An 18,762-nucleotide genomic window follows, 5' to 3' on the forward strand; every position below is an offset into this window, starting at 1 on the left:
CCGGGGCGCCCCCGCCCCCGCCGCCCGGCCGCCCGCGCCGGTGCGGGCGCCGGGCGGCCGGCCCCCGGGTCCCCCCCGGCCCCCCCCCCTTGGGGCCCCCGCGCGGGCCGGCCACTACCATGGCGAACACGCTTACTTCGGCTGGTAACGCACGCTCAGCTGATACTCGCGGCCCGGCTGGTTGAACCACGCCACGGTCTCGTAGCGGCGGTCGAACACGTTGGCCGCGCGCGCCAGCAGCGACCACGACGGCGTCAGCGCATATTCCGCGCGCAGGTCCAGGGTGCTGTAGCCGCCCACCTTCACCGCGTTGCTGGCGTCGTCGTAACGCTTGCCCGCACCCTGCACGGTCAGCCCGGCGCGGAAATCTCCGAAGCGGCGGTCCACGTCCAGGCGTGCGGTCTTCTGCGCGCGACGCGGCAGCCAGTTGTCGAACTGCGCGCTGCCAGCCGTGCGGTTGCGCGGATCGGTGTAGCTCAGCTGGCCATTGATGTCGAAGCCGGCCAGCACCACGCCAGCGGTCAGTTCGGCACCGCGGATACGCGCCTTCTCGACCTGCTGCATCATGAAGGTCGCCGCATCGTAGGTGATCAGGTCATCGATGCGCGTCTCGTACACGTCCACACCCCAGTGCCAGCCCTGGCCATGCTGCGACAGGCCGAGGTTGGCGCTCTTCGACTTCTCCGGGTCCAGCGTCGGCACGCCGCTCCACGGGTCGTACAGGTCGCTGAACGTCGGTGCCTTGAACGCGGTGCCGTAGCTGGCATTCACGCGCAGGCCGTGGCCCAGGTCCATCGCCCAGCCGAGGCTGCCGGTGGCGTGGTTGCCGAACTGCGCGTTGTCATCGTTGCGTGCGCTCACCTGCAGCTGGTGGCGGCCGAAACGGCCCTGGTACTGCACGAACACGCCGGTGTTGCGGCGGCTGTCGACCAGGTAGCCAGCGCTGCTGCCATCGAGGTTGTCCTCGCTCCAGTCGACGCCGGTGCTCAGCAGCTGGCCCTCGGCCAGACCGATGTCGGCCTGCAGCGATGCACTGTCGCGGTGCGTCTGCGCGCTGCCGAACACACCGAAGTCGCCGTAGTTGTCCGATTCGTTGTCGCTGCGGCCGACGCTGGCGGTGAAGGCCAGGCGCTCGGTCGGGGTGTAGCGCACTTTGCCGGACATCACCTGCTGCAGCGTTTCCGAATAGTTGTAGTAACCGTCGTAGTGGTTCTCGCCTTCGGCACGCAGCGCGCTGCCTTCCACGCTCCACTGGTCGTTGAAGGTGTAGCCACCGCGCAGGCTCTTGGACAGGTTGCGGTAGCCATCGCGGTCGGGCTCATCGGCGAAGCAGCCGGTGAACAGCGTGGCCGAGCCACGGCAGGCGTTGATGCCATCGGTGTGCTGGTAGGCGATGTCCGCGCCGAACCAGCCGTGCTCGCCGCTGCCACCGATGCCGCCGCTGGCTTCGCGCAGGCCGTTGCTGCCGCCGCCGAGCTGGAAGTGTGGCGCGAATTCGCCCTGGTTGCGACGGGTGAAGATCTGGATGACGCCACCGATGGCATCGGCGCCGTACAGGCTCGACTGCGGCCCGCGCACGATTTCCACGCGTTCGATCTGCGCCAGCGGCAGGTCCTGGTACATCGCCAGGCCGAGGTCGGCGCTGTTGATGCGCACGCCATCGACCAGCACCACGGTGTGCGAGGAATTGGTACCGCGCAGGAACAGCGAGCTCTGCTTGCCGAGGCCACCGCTGTTGGTCAGGTTGATGCCGGCGCGGCCCGCCAGCAGCTCCTGCAGCGAGGTGGCCTGGCTGGATTCGATCTGCGCACGGTCGATCACCTGCGCCGGCGCGATGCTGTCCTGCAGGGCGATGGGGGTACGCGTGGCGGTGACCAGCACCTGGTCCAGCGCCGCGGTGTCATCGTTGGCCTGCGCATGGGCCAGGGCGGGCAGGGCGGCCAGCACGGCCAGGGACAGCATTCGGGACTGCAGCTTCATCGGGGGGACTCCAGGTGCCACGCACGCCCGCGTGGCGAAGGGGAGGAACCGCGAAGGCAGGCAGGCGCCGAAGCCGCGGCAGCGCCACGGTCATCCAGCGCCATGCCCACCGCATCGCGACCTGAGGCTTCCGGGCCGGTCTCCGGGCTTGCCGCCAGGTGGCGCGAGGCCACCGTCCAGGCGCCTTCCCATGCCAGAGGCACAGTGGCGATGTTGCCTGGAACAGACGTGCTTACCGTTGCGGGGGCAGCGCCGGCCTGGCGTGTTGCCACGCGTCACCGGCTTCCCGTTTCAACCTGCCGGCCGTGGCCGCAGGTCACCTGGAAGTGGGCGCAGTCTACGGCATCCCAGCAGCCCCGTAGAGTCGAGCCTGCTCGACTGTCTTTGCCGTGCCCGTAGAATGTCCCCTCGATCCCGTGGTGCCGTTGCCGATGTCCCGCTGTTTTCTGCTGTTCCCGCGTTGCCTGCACAGGACGCACGCATGATCCTCGACCTGGTCCGCCATGCCGGCAACGGCCGCGATGAGTTCCTCGATGGCCGCAGCGATCCGCGGCAGCTGGCCCGCCTGCCGCAGGAACTGGTCGACGCCTATGCCGAGCAGGACTGGCAGCGGGTGATCAGTTCGCCGCGCCTGCGCTCGCTGCACACGGCGATGGCCCTGGCCACCCCGCGCGGGCTGGACGTGGAGGCGGACGAGGAGTGGGAGGAGTTGGATTTCGGCGATTGGGACGGGCAGTCATTGTTCGACCTGCCGGAGGACGCGCTGGCGGCCTTCCATGCCGATCCGCACGCCTTCCCGCCGCCCAACGGCGAGAGCTGGGGCCACTTCGAACGGCGCATCGCACGCGCGCTGGATCGCCTGCTGGACGATGAGGATCCGCTGCCGACCGTGGTGGTCAGCCATGGCGGCCCGCTGCGCATGGTGCTGTCGCAGGTCTGCGGGCTGCCGCTGTCGCTGTGCTGGGCACTGCGCATCGACCACGGCACGCGCCTGCGGGTGTGGCTGGAACGCGGCGAAGTGGGCCTGGTGGGCGAGCTGCTGGAACTGCAGCAGCCGTAAACGCGACCGCCGGGCATGGCCCGGCGCTACCGATCCCGCATGACCGCCGCACCGTGGTAGCGCCCGGCCAAGCCCGGCGCCCGCGCAGCGCGGACGCGCGTAACCACGTCCGCCTTATCGGCACAGCCCACATAGCCGGGAACCCCGGGGGGGGCGGGCGGCGCACCCCGCCCCCCGCCCCCCCCCCCCGCCGGGGCCGGCGCCCCCCCCCCCCCCCCCCCCCCCCCGCCCCCGGGGGGCGCGCCGGGCCCCCCCCCCCGCGAGCGCGAAGCGCGGACGCTCTAATCCTCGTCCGCGTTCTCGGCAAAACTGTCTTCGCCGTCATCCCCGGTGTCGAAGCGCTGCTCATGCACCGGACCCGATGCCGGGCCGGCCGCCTTCAGCGGGTTCGCGGCGATACGTGCCTCGTAATCCTGCACCAGCGCCTCGCGCTGGGCTTCGCCCAGCTCCTGCCAGTGGCAGTCCAGCAGCGCGCCTTCCAGCGAATAAAGCAGATTCAGGCTCGGCTTGAAGCCGGCGCGCTTGACCTTGACGAAGGCCCCGACCGCGCCGAGCGCGGCCAGGTCCTCGCGGCTGCGCAGGCCGACCTGGCGCAGCCACGCCGCGCTCTTCGGGCCGATGTTGCGCAGCTTCGGTGCGCTCATCCCAGGGCCTCGACGAACACGCGGGCGATGGCTTCCAGACCGGCCTGGTCCTCGGCATCGAAGCGGCCCACCTTCGGGCTGTCGATGTCGAACACGCCGATCAGTTCATCACCGCGCAGCAGCGGCACCACCAGCTCCGAGCGCGAGGCCGAATCGCAGGCGATGTGGCCGGGGAAGGCGTCGACGTCTTCCACGCGCTGGGTGACGCGCTGGCTGGCGGCGGCACCGCACACGCCCTTGTCCAGCGGGATGCGCACGCAGGCCGGCAGGCCCTGGAACGGGCCGACCACCAGCTCCTTGCCGTCGTACAGGTAGAAGCCCACCCAGTTCAGGTCGGGCAGGGCGTGGTAGACCAGTGCGGAGAGGTTGGCCGCATTGGCGATGCGGTCGGACTCGGCGTAGACCAGGCCGCGGGCCTGTTCCAGCAGCTGGGCGTATTGTTCCGGCTTGCTGCCGGTGAGCGAGGCATTGGCGAACATGCCTGCAGTCTAGCAAGCGTACGGGACCAGCGATAATGCACGCTCTGTTGCATGCCTGGAGCCGTTGATGCCCCTGCCTACCACGTTGCCGCCGGCGCTGTTCGTCACCGGGACCGATACCGAGATCGGCAAGACCGCCAGCAGCACCGCGCTGCTGCATGCGCTGCGCCGGCGCGGGCTGCGTGCGGTGGGCATGAAGCCGGTGGCCAGTGGCAGCCAGGACCTCGGCCACGGCCTGCGCAACGAGGATGCCCTGGCGCTGCAGGCGGCCAGCTGGCCGGTGCCGGACTACGCCGACCTGAATCCCTATGCGCTGCGGCAGCCGCTGGCGCCGGAACTGGCCGCCGCCGAGGACGGCGTGCAGGTGCAGCTTGCGCCGATCGTGGCCGCGTTCGAGCGCCTACGTGCGCAGGCCGACGTGGTGGTGGTGGAAGGCGTGGGCGGCTGGCTGGCGCCGGTGTCGGCCACCCTGGACCAGCTGGATCTGGTGCGCGCGCTGCGCCTGCCGGTGCTGCTGGTGGTGGGCATGCGCCTGGGCTGCGTGAACCACGCACGGCTGACCGCGCAGTCGCTGCAGGCCAGCGGCGTGGCGTGCCTGGGCTGGATCGGCAACCACATCGATCCGGCCATGCAGCGCCAGGACGAGAACATCGCCACCCTGCAGCAGCGCCTGCCGATGCCGTGCTGGGGCCGCCTGCCGTACCTGCCGGGCGCGGATGGCCAAACCCTGGGCGCACACCTGGGAGCAGAGCAGCAGTAGAGTCGACTGTCAGTCGACTATCGCGCGCAGCGCGGGGTTTGATCAGGAGCAGTCGACCAACGGTCGACTCTACCCGGCAACCCGATACGAACGGCACCGCGATTGCCGGCCAGCGGCCGGCACTACCGTGCAGACAATTCCCGCGCGATCGCACCCAGCCGTTCCACCGCGCTGATGAAGCGCGCATCCAGCGCCTGGCAGCACGACAGCCGCAGGCAATGCCGGTAGCGCGCACCGCGCGAATACACCTGGCCGGGCATGAACACGATGTCCTCCGCCAGCGCCCGCTCGAACAGTTCGCGGGTATCCACGCCGGGCAGCTCCAGCCACAGCAGGAAGCCACCCTGCGGCTCGGTGGCACGGGTGCCGGCGGGGAAGTGCTCGGCCACCAGCTGGCGCAGGCGCCCGACCTGTTCGCGGTACAGCCGGCGCATGCGATGCAGGTGGTGCTCGTAACTGCCCGCTTCCAGGTAGGCCGCCACCGCATCACCGAGCAGCTGCGGTTCACCGCCGGTCGACTGGAATTTGAGCAGGGCGATGCGCTCGGCAAAACGGCCGCCATCGAGCCAGCCGATGCGGTAATCCGGCGCCAGCGTCTTGGAAAAACCGCCGACCACCATCACCCAGCCATCGCGATCAAACGCCTTCAGCAGCGGCGCTGGTGGCTCGCAGAACTGCAGCTCGGCATACACCGCATCCTCGATCAGCGGCAGCTGGTGTGCGTTGACCAGCTCGGCCAGGCGCTGCTTGGCGGCCGTCGGCATGGTGCAGCCCAGCGGGTTGTGCACGGTGGGCATCACCACCAGCGCGGCCAGCGGCGTGTGCTCCAGCAGCGCTTCCAGCGCATCCACGTCCAGCCCGTGCTGCGGGTGGGTAGGCAGTTCGATGGCCTGCAGGCCGAGATTGGCCAGCAGCGGGTACAGGTTGAAATAGGACGGCGCTTCAATGCCGACGGCCGCGCCCGGTTCGGTCACCGCGCGCAGGGCCAGCTGCAGTGCTTCCATCGCGCCATGGGTCAACAGAAGGCGGTCGGCATGCGTGTGCAGGCCCATCCGCGGGCCACGCCGTACGATCTGTGCCAGCAGGCGCGGCGAGCCATTCGGGCGCGCATAGGTTTCCACCGTCTGCTGGCCGTGGCGCAGCACCTGTGCGGTATGCCGGGCCAGCTGCGCGCCGGGATAGAACTGCCGCCCCCGTGGCCCGGCGAAGGCGAGATCGATCACCCCGGGGCGTCGCTGTGCCTCGAGCACGCGCGCCATCAACGCCTGCTGCAGCGGTGCGGTGGGCGCCGAGGGGGCATCGCGCAGTGATCGCTGCGGCACCGACAGGCGCGGCGCCACCTCGAAACCCGCCTTCGGCCGCGGCACCACCAGCCCAGCATCTTCCAGCTGGCGGTAGGCGGCGATGACGGTGTTCAGGCTGAGCTGGCGCTGCGCGGCCATCTGCCGCAGCGAGGGCAGGCGGCTGCCGACCGGCAGGCGACCGCCGTGGATGGCCTCGGCCAGTTCATCGGACAGGCGCTGGTAGCGCGGCGGGGCCGGGGTGGTGCGTTGATCTGTATCCATTGGACTGGCCTGCATCTGGAGCTGTACCCATGATGCCGCCGAGCCTAGCATGGTGCTGTCGGTGGGGCCTGATCGGGGCCTGGCCGATCCATTGCAAACGCACGGCCGCAGGGCCGTGCGTCTTTTTTTGTGTAGAGGTAGTGCCGGCCGCTGGCCGGCAACCGTGTCATCGCGATCGCGAGGATGCCGGCCAGCGGCCGGCACTACCAGAAGCGCGGTCAGCGCATCGGCACCAGCGACGCCTGGCGCCGGTACAGCGCGGGGAACTGCTTGCCCAGCGCGGCCAGCTTCGGTGCGTCGTAGTAGCGGATGTAGGCCGCCTGCGGGTAGTTGTTCATGTAGTTCTGGTGGTAGCTCTCGGCCGGGTAGAAACGCTGGCCGCTGGCCACCTGGGTCACGATCGGGCCGCGGTAGCTGCCAGCCTTGCCCAGCTGGTCGATGTAGGCGCGGCTGGCAGCCAGCTGCCTGGCGTCATCGCTGAAGATCGCCGAGCGGTACTGGCTGCCGTGGTCGGGGCCCTGGTAGTTCAGCTGGGTGGGATCGTGCGCCACCGAGAAGAACACCTGCAGCAGCTGCCCATAGCTGACCTGGCGCGGATCGTAGTCGACCTTCACCGCTTCGGCGTGGCCGGTGCGGCCACTGCTGACGCGCTCGTAGCGAGCATCGGCGGCACTGCCTCCGGCATAGCCGGCCACTGCATTGCTCACACCTTTCACGTGCTGGAACACGCCCTGCACGCCCCAGAAGCAGCCACCGGCAAACACCACGCTGGCCTGGGTGGCGCCATCGGTGAAGGCGGCATCGCCGGTGGGTGCCGGCAGTGCCTGTACCTGCGCGGTGGCGCCAGCCGGTGCGGCCATCGCGCCGCGATCCACCAGCAGCACGCCGGCCACCAGTGCCGTGGCGACCAGCCCGGCCACACCCACTGCAATGCCCTGTTCGAAGGAGAATTTCATCGTGCCCTCCTGTTCTCAACCAAAGGTGAAGGCATAGCCCTGCACGCCCGCATCGAGGAACTCGATCTCGAAGCGGTGCGGGCCGACCGTGCCGCGCTGGCGCACCAGCTGGTACAGACGGTTCTCGTTGACCACGCCGCTGCCATCGGCGCCGACATCGCTGCCGGCATCGGTGGCCGGCAGCGGCTTGTCGTCCAGCCACACGCGGAAGCGCACCGGCGTGCCGTCCTGTTTTGGTGCCAGCACCAGGTGCAGGTCGCGGGCATGGAACTGGAAAGCGATGCGACCGCCGGCCTGCTGCAGCTGCGCGGCTTCATCGGTGATGGTCCAGCGGCCGGACAGGCCCCACTGGTTCAGCGCGAGGCTGGCCGGCAGCGTGTAGTCGAAGGCCGCATCGGTGCGCTGCCCGCCGGGCGAGGCGAAGTGCTCGGCACGTGCGTGGCCCAGGTAGGTTTCCGGCGAGCGCAGGTTGCCCATGTCGGCCTGCGTGGCCACGCCCTGCAGGTCGGCGGCGGCCGGGTCGGCCGGCGGCGGCAGATCGGCCTGGCCGGCCTCGGTCAGCAGGCGGCGGATCACCTGCTCCGAATGCGCGTAGTTGCCTTCACCGAACTGGTGGGCGCGGATGTTGCCCTGTGCATCGACGAAATACTGTGCCGGCCAGTACTGGTTGTTGAACGCGCGCCAGATCGAATACTGGTTGTCCAGCGCCACCGGGTATTCCACCTTCAGCTGCTGCACCGCCTTCATCACGTTGCGCGGGTCGCGCTCGAAGGCGAACTCGGGCGTGTGCACGCCGACCACCACCAGGCCATGGTCGCGGTAGCGGCGCTCCCACTCGTGCACGAAGGGCATCGCGCGCAGGCAGTTGATGCAGGAATAGGTCCAGAAGTCGACCAGCACGACCTTGCCGCGCAGCTGTTCGGCCTTGAGCGGCGGGCTGTTGAGCCAGCCGGTGGCACCGTCCAGGGAGGGCAGGGAGCCTTCCACCGGCAGCGGCGCGTCGGCACCGGCAGTGGCGCCGGCCATCATCATCATCGGCGGCGCCGCCGGCTGCGCACCGGGCACGGCATCGAGCAGGCCCTGTTCGATGCGCGCGGTGCTCACCGTGGACAGGCGGGTCAGCAGGCCGGTATCCCAGCCCAGACCGATGGCCACCACCGCCAGCAGCGCGGCAACGCCCAGCACCTTGCGCAGCACGTCGCCCAGGCCCAGACGAGCCTGCAGCGCATTGAACACGCGGCCGCCGATCCATACCGCCAGCGCAAGCGCGGTGGCCGCGCCCAGTGCGTAGGCCAGCAGCAATGCGCTGGTGCCGACGCTGGCGCCATGCAGGGCAGCGCCGGTCAGCACCAGGCCGAGGATCGGCCCGGCGCACGGCGCCCACAGCAGGCCGGTGGCGATGCCGATCAGCAGCGAGGTCCACGCGCCACCACGGCCGGCATCATCGGCGGCATCGGCGCGTGCACTCAGCCGCGCACCCACGCGCTGGAACGGCGCCAGCAGATGGTCGGCCAGGCGCGGCCACAGCAGCGCGAGGGCGAACACCGCCATCAGCACCAGGGCCAGCCAGCGGCCGATCTGGTTGGCCTGCGCCACCCATTGGCTGCCCACGGCGGCCAGGCTGGCGACCGCGGCGAAGGTCAGCGCCATGCCCAGCAGCAGCGGCAGCGTGCTGCGCACGAAGGAGCGGTTGGCCCGCGCGAACACGAAGGGCAGCACCGGCAGGATGCACGGGCTGAGCAGGGTCAATACACCGCCCAGGTAGGCCAGCAGCAACAGCAGCATCATCAGGCTCCAGAAGTAGGGGAAGAACCGAGCGGCACGCGCCAGCCACCGTTGCTGTCCTGCTGTGCCGCACCGGGCTGGAACAGCAGGGCGGCACCATTCATGCAGTAGCGCAGGCCGGTGGGGCGCGGGCCATCGTTGAAGACATGGCCGAGGTGGCCGCCGCAGCGGCTGCAGTGCGCTTCCACCCGCAACATGCCGAAGGTGGTGTCGCGGTCCTCGCCGACGGCGCCGTGCAGCGGTGCCCAGAAGCTGGGCCAGCCGGTGCCGCTTTCAAACTTGGTGGAGGAGGAGAACAGCGGCTGCTGGCAGCCGGCGCAGGTGAAGGTGCCCTGCCGGTGTTCGCGGTCCAGCGGGCTGCTGCCGGCGCGTTCGGTGGCCTGCTGGCGCAGCACCGCGTACTGCGCCGGGGTCAGCAGCCGGCGCCATTCGGCGTCGGTGCGCATCAGCGGGAACTGTCGAGCCGGGCGGTTCTCGGCGGCGGCCGTGGCAGCGCGGCTGCACGCGCCCAGGCCGAGCACGCCAGCGGCGGTGGCAAGACCACCCAGGCCCAGCAGGTGGCGGCGGGTGAGGGGCATGGCGGACTCCGGGAGGGGGCGACGGGGCCATGCTGCGCCTGCCCGGGTCAACGAATCCTCACGCAGGATTCAATTTTTCGTGAGGTATCGGTGGCCGTCCCGCGCCACAATGCAGGCAGCCTCCCCACTGGCCCCGAGCTGCCGATGTCCGCCAAACGCGTCCTGATCGTCGAAGACGATGCCCACATCGCCGACCTGCTGCGCATGCACCTGGCCGACGAGGGCTACGACGTCGCCCACGCCGCCACCGGCGATGCCGGCCTGCGCCTGCTGGAGCAGGACGGCGCGTGGGACGCGCTGGTGCTGGACGTGATGCTGCCCGGCGTAGATGGCCTGCAGATCTGCCAGCGTGCCCGTGCGATGGCGCGCTACGTGCCGATCATCATCATCAGCGCACGTGGCAGCGAAACCCAACGCATCGTCGGCCTGGAACTGGGCGCGGACGATTACCTGGCCAAGCCCTTCTCGATGCCCGAACTGGTGGCGCGCGTGCGCGCGCTGCTGCGCCGTGCCGAAGCGATGGCACAGAACGCGCGCATCGATGCCGGTGCGGTCGAGGTCGGTGGCCTGCAGCTGGACCCGGTGGCGCGTACCGCCTCGGTCGATGGCAGCACCCTGGAACTGACCCCGCGTGAGTTCGACCTGCTGCTGTTCTTCGCCCGCCACCGTGACCAGGTGTTCGCACGGATGGAACTGCTCAACCAGGTCTGGGGCTACCAGCACGATGGTTACGAGCACACGGTGAACACCCACATCAATCGCCTGCGCAGCAAGATCGAGCTCGACCCGGCCACGCCGCGGCGCCTGCTGACGGTGTGGGGGCGCGGCTACAAGCTGGTTGACCCGGCCGGGGCGGCGGCATGATCACGCCCAACCTGTGGCAGAAGCTGGCGGCGGTGATCGCCGCGCTGATGCTGATGTGCTGCATGGCCCTGCTGGCCCTGCAGATGCGCGCGAGCACCCGCCACGAACAGGAAGCGGTGCAGCGGCTGTCGCTGGGCCTGGCCGAACACATCGCCCAGCGCAGCGAACTGATGGACACCAGCGGCATGCGCGATACCGCAGTGCGCGCGCTGTTCGGCCAGCTGATGGCGGTCAATCCCAGCGTGGAGGTGTACCTGCTGGACGACCAGGGCCGCATCCTCGGCCACGATGCGCCCAGCGGCCACCTGCTGCGCAACCGCGTCGACCTGGCGCCGCTGCGTCGCCTGCTGGCCGGTGCACCGCTGCCGATCCTCGGCGACGACCCGCGCAGTACCGGCGGCCGCAAGGTGTTCAGCGTGGCCCCGCTGGTGGTGCAGGGGCGCCAGGCCGGTTATGTGTACGTGGTGCTGGTGGGCGAGCACCGGCAGATGCTGGCCGACGACCTGGCCGCCAGCAACCAGTGGAACACCACGCTGTGGTCGGTGCTGCTGGTGGGCGGGCTGGGCCTGCTGGCCGGGCTGGTGGCGTTCTACTGGGTCACCCGGCCGCTGCGCCGGCTGACGCGGCGCATCCAGGCCTTCGACATCGATGCGCCCACGCCATTGCCGGCCCCGGTGCCGCTGCGCAGCGGTGAGCGTGACGAACTGAAGATCCTCGAACATGCCCACGCGCAGATGGCGCAGCGGCTGGGCGAACAGTGGCAGCAGCTGCGCCAGCAGGACCTGCAGCGCCGCGAACTGGTGGCCAACATCTCGCACGACCTGCGCACGCCGCTGTCGTCGCTGCATGGCTACCTGGAAACGATGGCGCTGAAGGAAGCCACGCTGTCGCCGGACGAACGCCGTCGCTATCTCGGCATCGCCCTGGCGCAGAGCGCCAAGGTCGGCCGCCTGGCGCGCGCGCTGTTCGAACTGGCGCGGCTGGAACATGGCGAAGTGCGCCTGGAGTGGGAGGTGTTCGCGCTGCCGGAACTGCTGCAGGACGTGCTGCAGAAATTCGAACTGGCCGCGCAGGCACGCGGCCAGCACCTGCATGCGGACTTCCCGCCGGGCCTGCCGCTGGTGCGTGCCGATCTCGGCCTGGTCGAGCGGGTGCTGACCAACCTGCTCGACAACGCGCTGCGGCATGCGTCCGAGGGTGGCGAGGTACGGGTGCAGCTGCGCGCCATCGAAGGCAGCGTGGAAGTGAGCGTGGCCGACGATGGCCCGGGCGTGGCCCCGGCGCTGCGCGCGCAGCTGTTCCAGGCACCGGCGGCACTGGGGGCGCGGCGTGGCGAGAATGGCGGGCTGGGGCTGCTGATCGTGCAGCGCATCGTGCAGCTGCACGGTCGTCGTATCGAACTGCGGGAAAGCGCGACCGGCGCGCTGTTCGTCTTTGCGCTGCCGCGCGCGGAGAGCGCGGGGCCCTGATACGCCGCTGCGCTCGCCGGGCATGGCCCGGCGCTACCGGTGTGCGCGGCCGCCAGGCCGCCCGTGACGCGTGCGCTTCACCGGATTGCAGGCAAAAAAAGACCCGGCAGAGGGAGGGATCTGCCGGGTCCGGATTGCATGGGGGGAGGGACCCATGCAATGAGCGTGGGCGTGACGTCAGTGGCTGTTGCCGGTGGCGTCCGCCGTTGTATTTGTCTGGCCCTGCACCAGGTCGGACCAGGCGCGACCGGCCTGCAGGCCAAGATCGACCACGTCCTGCTGGGCCTGGCCCAGCCGCTGCAGGTTGTCCTGCCACAGCTGTGCGCCCTTGGGCAGCAACCCGGCCGGATCCTCGCTGCGGGCCAGTTCGCCCAGCCAGCCGCCGGTTGCGGTCAGGTTGCGTTCCATCGCCTTCAGCTGCACGCCGAACATGCTCTCGGCGTTTTCCAGCGCCAATCGGTTTGCACGCGTTGCCGCAGCCGCCAGCTGGCGGGTGGCATCACTGAAACGATCGGCGAAGGCGTTGGCCATGGCGGCATCGAAAGCGGTTGATGCAATGCAGCATACGCCGATCATGCCGCAATGCAACAAAAAAGAAGAAGGCGCTCAAGGCGCCTTCAGAAACCCTTGAGTATCAATGGCTTGATCAGGCGACCGGGCCGCGGTACCGGCAGCCGGAGGTGCAGGTTTCATGCACGGTGATCTCGCTCAGCGCGGGCAGCACCGGCTTCAGCTCCTTCCAGATCCACACCGCCAGGTTCTCGCTGGTCGGGTTTTCCAGGCCGGGGATGTCGTTGAGGTAGTGGTGGTCCAGGCGGTCGTAGATCGGCTGGAAGGCGGCTTTGACGTCGCCGAAATCCATGATCCAGCCGGTCTGCGCACCCGGCTCGCCTTCCACCTTCAGTTCCACCCGGAACGAGTGGCCGTGCAGGCGCGCGCATTTGTGGCCCGGCGGCACGTTGGGCAGGCGGTGGGCCGCCTCGAGCATGAAGACTTTGAAGATTTCCATGGCGCGATTGTACGCCGGCCCCGCCGCCGCGGCCGTCCCGGTTGTTGGCTTTCCGTAAAGCAATTCTTTCCATCCGGATGAAGAGATGTTAGCTTCTCTTATATCCGTATGAAGAGATGTTATTGGTCCCGCCAGACTTGGCATGGATTACTGCGGAACTTCCGTCGTCCACTACCACCCCCACATCGTCATGCCCCAGCACACCCTGCTCGTGGCGGCCCTGGCCGTCGCTCTGGCCGCGCCTTTGTCTGCCGCCGCCGAAACCTCCGCCGACGCCAGTGGCGAAGCCAGCACCCTGGCCGCCGTGCGCGTCACCGGTTCCAACATCAAGCGCACCGATACCGAGGCGTCCAACCCGGTGCAGGTGATCGGCCGCCAGCAGCTGGAACAGACCGGCAAGGCCACCGTCGCCGACGTGCTGCGCTCGATCTCGGCCAACACCGGCAACGCCGCCAACGAAACCACCAACAACGGCTGGGCGTCCGGCTCGGCAGGCATCGGCCTGCGCGGCCTTTCGCAGAAGAACACGCTGGTGCTGCTCAACGGCCGCCGCCTGGCCAACTACGGCTTCCCGGCCGGCGGCCTGTCCGACACCTTCGTCGACCTCAACGCGTTGCCGCTGGTCGCCGTCGAGCGCATCGAAGTGCTCAAGGACGGCGCATCGGCCGTGTACGGTTCCGATGCGGTGGCCGGCGTGGTCAACATCATCACCCGGCAGAACTTCGAAGGCGCCGAACTCGGCGGCAGCTTCGGCGGTGCCGACCAGGGCGGCCTGCACGAGCAGAACCTGAAGTTCGTCGGTGGCCTCGGTGACCTGGATACCGATGGCTACAACATCCTCTTCAGCCTGCAGGGCTACAACCGCGAGCGCCTGGACCAGGACGAGCGCAACCTGACCAAGAGCGGCATCTACAGCGACCAGCCCGGCGGCCGCTGGAACGGCTGGTCGGCCAAGAGCGCGCGCTACCTCATCAACGGCGTCTCGGTGCCGATGCTCGATGCCGACGGCAACTGCCCCACCGGCACCACCCGCGTCGCCAGCGCGCCCATCGACGGCCTCGCCGGTGATACCTGCGGCTTCAACCAGGCGCCGTACACCACCCTGATTCCCTCGACCAAGCGCTACCAGGCGTATGCCAACGGCACCTTCCGCCTCGGCGAGAACGTCGAAGCCTTCGGCGAAGTGCTGTACAGCCAGATCAAAAGCGCCGCGTGGTTCGGCAGCAGCCCGTTCTTCACTCTGGAAAGCGGCCGCTTCGCCCTGAACGCGGAAACCGGCCTAGCCGAACCGGTGTCGTCCAACCTGCCGGCCACCAGCCCGTACAACCCGTATGGCCGCGCGGTGCCGATCGAATACACCTTCTTCGACCTCGGCGGCACCATCAAGACCAACCGCTCCACCGCCTACCGCGGCGTGGTCGGCCTGCGCGGCAGCACCGCCGCCTGGGACTGGGAAGTGGCCGCGTTCGGTGCGCGCAGCAGCGAGCGCGAGACCGTGTCGGGCGGCTTCGCCAACCGCTGGGCGCTGGCCGATGCGCTGGCCAGCGGCAGTTACAACCTGCTCAACCCATCGGCCACCCCGCAGTCGGTGATCGATGCGATCAACATCTCCACCCTGCGCCCGGCCGAATCGGTGCTGCAGGGCGTGGACGCCAAGATCTCCGGCACCCTGGGCCGCACCTGGGCCGGCGACATCGGCTTCGCCGCCGGTGCCGAATGGCGCCGCGAGAAGCTCGATTCCAACAACCCCTGGCAGATCGATGCCGGCCTGCAGGTACGCCCGGCCATCGCCGAGGTGCACGGCGAGCGCAAGGTCAGCGCCGCCTATGCCGAAGTGAACGTGCCGCTGGCCACGGGCCTGGAACTGTCCGCCGCCGCGCGTGCCGACCACTACGACGACTTCGGCGACGCGTTCTCGCCCAAGCTCGGCCTGCGCTGGCAGCCGCTGGATTTCCTGCTGGTGCGCGCCTCGGCGTCGAAGGGCTTCCGTGCGCCGTCGCTGTCGGAGAACTCCAACAGCACCAGCATCGCCTACGGCAGCGTGGTCGACCCGCGTGATCCGGACGTGCCGGGCTCGCGCCAGAACCCCACCTTCTTCACCGTCGGCAACAGCGAGCTGAAGCCCGAGCGCACCAAGAGCGTGAACTTCGGCGTGGTGCTCTCGCCGTGGGCCAACACCAACCTGAGCGTGGACTACTACCGCATCCAGCTGGACAACCTGGTCGGCACCAACAACACCCAGACCCTGGTCAACGACAACGTGGCCGGTGCCGTGCAGCGCGATGAGCGCGGCAAGCTGCTGGCCGTGTTCAACCGCTACCAGAACCTGAGCGAGCTGAAGACCTCGGGTATCGACGTCGAACTGCGCCAGCGCATCCCGACCGCCGCGCTGGGCGATTTCACCCTGTCCTCGGCCTACACCCACGTGCGTGACTACCGTCGCCCGACCGTGGTCGGTGGCCCGCTGGTGGACTACGCCGGCAGCAACCTCGGCGCAACGCTGCCGAAGAACAAGGCGACCACCACGCTGGACTGGACCTACCGCGATTTCACCGCGGCCGTCACCTGGTACTACACCAGCGGTTACGACCAGAAGGCCAGCACCGCCGCCGCGGCCGTGCAGGACCGCATCGATGCGTACAACCAGTTCGACCTGTACCTGGCCTATGCCGGCATCGACAAGCTGACCGTGTACGCCAAGGTGCAGAACCTGGCTGACAAGACGCCGCCGTACGACGCTTCGTTCCCGGGCATCCGCGCGCCGTACGACTTCAGCCAGTACGACCTGCGTGGCCGCTACTTCACCCTCGGCTTCGATTACCGCTTCTGATGCCATCGCCGCGGCCGGCCACACCCTGTGGCCGGCCGCGTTGCCGCTGTCCTGTTTCTTGGGGAGTCACCGTGTCCTTCCACCGCCGTGCCGTTCTTCCGCTGCTGCTTGCCGCCGCCACCGTCCTGTCCTCGCCGCTGCCGGCGCAGGCCCAGAGTGCGTACTTCTTCCCGCAGGCCACCGACGCTGCCGCGTTCGATGCCGCCATTCCCAGCCCCGAGCAGTTCCTTGGCTACCCGATCGGCAGCCGCTACACCCGCCATGACCAGCTGGTGGCCTATTTCCAGGAACTGGCGAAGCACTCGGACAAGATCCGCGTGCAGGAGATCGGCCGCAGCTACGAAGGCCGCCCGCTGCTGATCGCCACCGTCACCGCCGCCGACAACCAGGCGCGCATCGAACAGATCCGCCAGCAGCACGCCACCCTGGTCGACCCGGCGCAACCGCGCAGCGCCGCCGGTGACAGCCCCGTCGTGGTCTGGCTGGGCTACAGCGTGCATGGCAACGAAACCTCCAGCGGCGAAGCGGCGATGCTGACCGCCTACTACCTGGTGGCCAACCGCAGTGCCGAAACCCAGCAGTGGCTGCAGCAGTCGGTGGTGCTGTTCGACCCGGCGCAGAATCCCGACGGCCGCGATCGTGCCGCGAACTGGCACAACGCGTGGGCTTCGGAGCCGGCCTCGTCCGATCCGGCTGACAAGGAACATGTCGAACCGTTCCCGCAGGGCCGTACCAACCACTACTTCACCGATCTCAACCGCGACTGGCTGGCCCTGACCCAGCAGGATTCGCGGCCCAAGCTGGCCGCGTTCCACCAGTGGTACCCGAACGTGCAGATCGACTTCCACGAGATGGGCAAGGACAGCACGTACTACTTCGAGCCCTCGCCGAAGAGCATGCACAGCCCGTTGATTCCGGCTGCATCGTACGAGTTCAACAAGACCCTGGCCAAGTACCACGCGCAGTCGCTGGATGCGCTGGGCTCGCTGTACTACACCGGCGAGAACTACGACAACTTCTCGCCGGTGTATGGCTCGACCTATCCGGATTTCCACGGCGCGGTCGGTGTCACCGTCGAGCAGGCCAGCTCGCGTGGGCGCGTGCAGGAATCGGTGAACGGCCTGCTGACCTTCCCCTTCACCATCCGCAACCAGGTCGCCACCGGGCTGGGCACGGTGCGCGGTGCGGTGACCGAGCGCAGTGGCCTGTTCGACCTGCAGAAGGATTTCTTCCAGAGTGCGCTGAAGCAGGCGGCACAGCAGCCGGTGAAGAGCTTTGTGTTCGGTGATGCGCACGACCCGGCACTGACCCGGCGCCTGCTGGAGCTGTTGCTGCTGCACCGCATTGAAGTGCGTGCACTGGATCGCGCGGTGACGGTCGACGGGCAGCGCTTCGATGCCGGCAGCGCGTACGTCGTGCCGGTGCAGCAGGCGCAGTTCCGCCTGGTCCATTCGATCTTCGCCGAGACGCCGTCGATCAAGGGCGACGTGTTCTACGGCAGCACCAGCTATGCGATCGCACCGGCCTACGGCGTGGCCTTCGCCGGCAGCCGCAGCCGCATCGACGGCGGTGCCCGCGTGGCGGAACTGCCGCCGGTGCAGGGTGCGGTCAACGGCGGCCAGGCCGGTTTCGCCTACGCCATCGACTGGCGCGACTACAACGCCGGCCGCGCGCTGGCCGCGCTGCAGGCCAAGGGGCTGAGCGCGCGCGCCGCGTTCAAGCCGTTCAGCAGCGCCACCGCGCAGGGCCAGGTCGACTTCGCCTCGGGCAGCCTGGTCATCCCGGTGGCCGGCCAGCCGCTGCAGGGTGCGGCCCTGCTCGACGCGGTAACTGCCGCCGCACGCGACGCCGGCGTGCAGGTGCATGCCCTGTCCAGCGGCCGCAGCAATGAGGGCATCGACCTCGGCAGCGATGGCGTCAAGGCACTGCGCAAGCCGGCCGTGGCGCTGGTGATGGGCGAGGGCGTGGCCGCCACCGAGATCGGTTCGGCCTGGTTCCTCCTCGACCAGCAGCTGCACCTGCCGGCCAGCAAGCTGGATCCGCAGCAGCTGGGCAAGGTCTCTCTGGACCGCTATACCACCATCGTGCTGTCCGGTGGCACCTACACCGGCATCGACGCCACCGCCGTAGCCGCGCTGAAGCGCTGGGTGCAGGCCGGCGGCTCGCTGGTGACCTATGGCAGCGCGTCGAAGTGGGCGGTGGAACAGAAGCTGGCCGAGGGCGAATCGCTGGGCAAGGACGAAGAGGCGGGCGATGCCGACCGCCGCGCGTTCGGCGACCAGCGTGACATCGCCGCGATCGAGCGGGTGAGCGGCAACATCCTCAGCGCCGACGTCGATACCACCCATCCGCTGGCGTTCGGCGTGCCGCGCCGGCAGCTGGCGATCAACAAGGAAAACACGGTGACGCTGCAGCCGAGTGCGAATCCGTTCTCGACGGTGGTGCGCATCGATGCGACGCCACGGGTGAATGGTTACCTGTCCGAGCGCAACCGTGCGCGTGTGGCGGGGAGTGCGTGGCTGCTGGTGTCGGCGCAGGGGCAGGGCAACGTGGTGTTGTTTGCCGATGATCCGGCGCATCGCAAGTACTGGCACGGTACTGATCGCCTGCTGATCAATGCGATTTTCTTCGGGAATCTGGTGAATCCGGCGAAAGCGCGGGGTTGAGGCAGTCAGCGCCGCGATTTTCCCTGGCTGGGGAGGCCCGGAGGCCCAGTCAGGACACGCCGTGAACCCATCCATGGGGGCTCGATGGCGCCATCCATGGCGCCAACGGTCCTGCCT

15 protein-coding genes and 1 riboswitch are annotated in these 18,762 nt (G+C 69.0%); of the genes, 6 read left to right on the plus strand and 9 right to left on the minus strand.

The annotated features are described in order from the left end of the window. Positions 1–132: 132 nt before the first annotated feature. Positions 133–1,980 carry a TonB-dependent vitamin B12 receptor gene (gene btuB, locus ACVOK1_RS17225; protein WP_481562768.1) on the minus strand — a complete coding sequence of 616 codons (1,848 nt, stop codon included), beginning with the start codon at positions 1,978–1,980 and terminating at the stop codon, positions 133–135. A gap of 116 nt (positions 1,981–2,096) precedes the next feature. Continuing rightward, positions 2,097–2,319, minus strand: a riboswitch (cobalamin riboswitch). A 142-nt stretch (positions 2,320–2,461) separates the two neighbouring features. On the opposite strand from btuB, the gene ACVOK1_RS17230 reads away from it, so the two are divergent. Then, positions 2,462–3,040: a histidine phosphatase family protein gene (locus ACVOK1_RS17230; RefSeq protein WP_481562769.1), complete on the plus strand. Its 579-nt coding sequence runs from the start codon at positions 2,462–2,464 to the stop codon at positions 3,038–3,040. 281 nt (positions 3,041–3,321) lie between these two features. On the opposite strand, the gene ACVOK1_RS17235 is transcribed toward ACVOK1_RS17230, so the two are convergent. Continuing rightward, entirely contained in the window at positions 3,322–3,684 is a 363-nt protein-coding gene (locus ACVOK1_RS17235; RefSeq protein WP_481562770.1) for a TfoX/Sxy family protein, read from the minus strand. Continuing rightward, on the minus strand, positions 3,681–4,163 hold the full coding sequence (locus tag ACVOK1_RS17240) for a GAF domain-containing protein (RefSeq protein ID WP_114618959.1): 483 nt from the start codon (positions 4,161–4,163) through the stop codon (positions 3,681–3,683). Before ACVOK1_RS17240 ends, ACVOK1_RS17235 begins: the two co-directional genes overlap by 4 nt. A gap of 67 nt (positions 4,164–4,230) precedes the next feature. On the opposite strand from ACVOK1_RS17240, the gene bioD reads away from it, so the two are divergent. Beyond that, on the plus strand, positions 4,231–4,923 hold the full coding sequence (gene bioD / locus ACVOK1_RS17245) for a dethiobiotin synthase (protein ID WP_481562771.1): 693 nt from the start codon (positions 4,231–4,233) through the stop codon (positions 4,921–4,923). Positions 4,924–5,045: 122 nt separating this feature from the next. Here bioD and ACVOK1_RS17250 read toward each other — a convergent pair whose 3' ends face one another. The 4 genes from ACVOK1_RS17250 to msrB all read right to left on the minus strand — a co-directional run bounded on the left by ACVOK1_RS17250 (position 5,046) and on the right by msrB (position 9,807). After that, the gene (locus ACVOK1_RS17250; RefSeq protein ID WP_481562772.1) at positions 5,046–6,488 is read right to left on the minus strand and encodes an aminotransferase-like domain-containing protein; all 1,443 of its coding nucleotides are present in this window, start codon (positions 6,486–6,488) and stop codon (positions 5,046–5,048) included. Positions 6,489–6,706: 218 nt separating this feature from the next. Continuing rightward, complete coding sequence (msrA, locus tag ACVOK1_RS17255) at positions 6,707–7,444, minus strand: peptide-methionine (S)-S-oxide reductase MsrA (RefSeq protein ID WP_108767623.1); 738 nt, start codon at positions 7,442–7,444, stop codon at positions 6,707–6,709. A 15-nt stretch (positions 7,445–7,459) separates the two neighbouring features. Further along, positions 7,460–9,229: a cytochrome c biogenesis protein DipZ gene (locus ACVOK1_RS17260; RefSeq protein WP_481562773.1), complete on the minus strand. Its 1,770-nt coding sequence runs from the start codon at positions 9,227–9,229 to the stop codon at positions 7,460–7,462. 2 nt (positions 9,230–9,231) lie between these two features. Next, positions 9,232–9,807, minus strand: coding sequence for a peptide-methionine (R)-S-oxide reductase MsrB (gene msrB, locus ACVOK1_RS17265; protein ID WP_108767625.1), 576 nt, complete (start codon positions 9,805–9,807; stop codon positions 9,232–9,234). Between the two features lie 144 nt (positions 9,808–9,951). Here msrB and ACVOK1_RS17270 point away from each other — a divergent pair, with 144 nt between their 5' ends. Both ACVOK1_RS17270 and ACVOK1_RS17275 read left to right on the plus strand, forming a co-directional pair. Continuing rightward, on the plus strand, positions 9,952–10,671 hold the full coding sequence (locus tag ACVOK1_RS17270; RefSeq protein ID WP_481562774.1) for a response regulator transcription factor: 720 nt from the start codon (positions 9,952–9,954) through the stop codon (positions 10,669–10,671). Beyond that, positions 10,668–12,140 carry a sensor histidine kinase gene (locus ACVOK1_RS17275; protein ID WP_481562775.1) on the plus strand — a complete coding sequence of 491 codons (1,473 nt, stop codon included), beginning with the start codon at positions 10,668–10,670 and terminating at the stop codon, positions 12,138–12,140. The genes ACVOK1_RS17270 and ACVOK1_RS17275 overlap by 4 nt, the downstream gene beginning before the upstream one ends. 177 nt (positions 12,141–12,317) lie before the next feature. Here the strand turns inward: ACVOK1_RS17275 and ACVOK1_RS17280 are convergent, their stop codons facing one another. Both ACVOK1_RS17280 and queD read right to left on the minus strand, forming a co-directional pair. Next, positions 12,318–12,671 carry a phasin family protein gene (locus tag ACVOK1_RS17280; RefSeq protein ID WP_108770596.1) on the minus strand — a complete coding sequence of 118 codons (354 nt, stop codon included), beginning with the start codon at positions 12,669–12,671 and terminating at the stop codon, positions 12,318–12,320. A 115-nt stretch (positions 12,672–12,786) separates the two neighbouring features. Continuing rightward, positions 12,787–13,149: a 6-carboxytetrahydropterin synthase QueD gene (queD, locus tag ACVOK1_RS17285; protein ID WP_481562776.1), complete on the minus strand. Its 363-nt coding sequence runs from the start codon at positions 13,147–13,149 to the stop codon at positions 12,787–12,789. Positions 13,150–13,339: 190 nt separating this feature from the next. Between queD and ACVOK1_RS17290 the strand changes: the two genes are divergently transcribed. Both ACVOK1_RS17290 and ACVOK1_RS17295 read left to right on the plus strand, forming a co-directional pair. Further along, the gene (locus ACVOK1_RS17290; RefSeq protein ID WP_481562777.1) at positions 13,340–15,979 is read left to right on the plus strand and encodes a TonB-dependent receptor; all 2,640 of its coding nucleotides are present in this window, start codon (positions 13,340–13,342) and stop codon (positions 15,977–15,979) included. A 71-nt stretch (positions 15,980–16,050) separates the two neighbouring features. Further along, positions 16,051–18,645 (plus strand): M14 family zinc carboxypeptidase, encoded by a 2,595-nt coding sequence (locus ACVOK1_RS17295; RefSeq protein WP_481562778.1) that lies wholly within the window; start codon positions 16,051–16,053, stop codon positions 18,643–18,645. Positions 18,646–18,762 lie beyond the last annotated feature (117 nt).

It is taken from the genome of Stenotrophomonas sp. STEN087 (genome assembly GCF_056759115.1).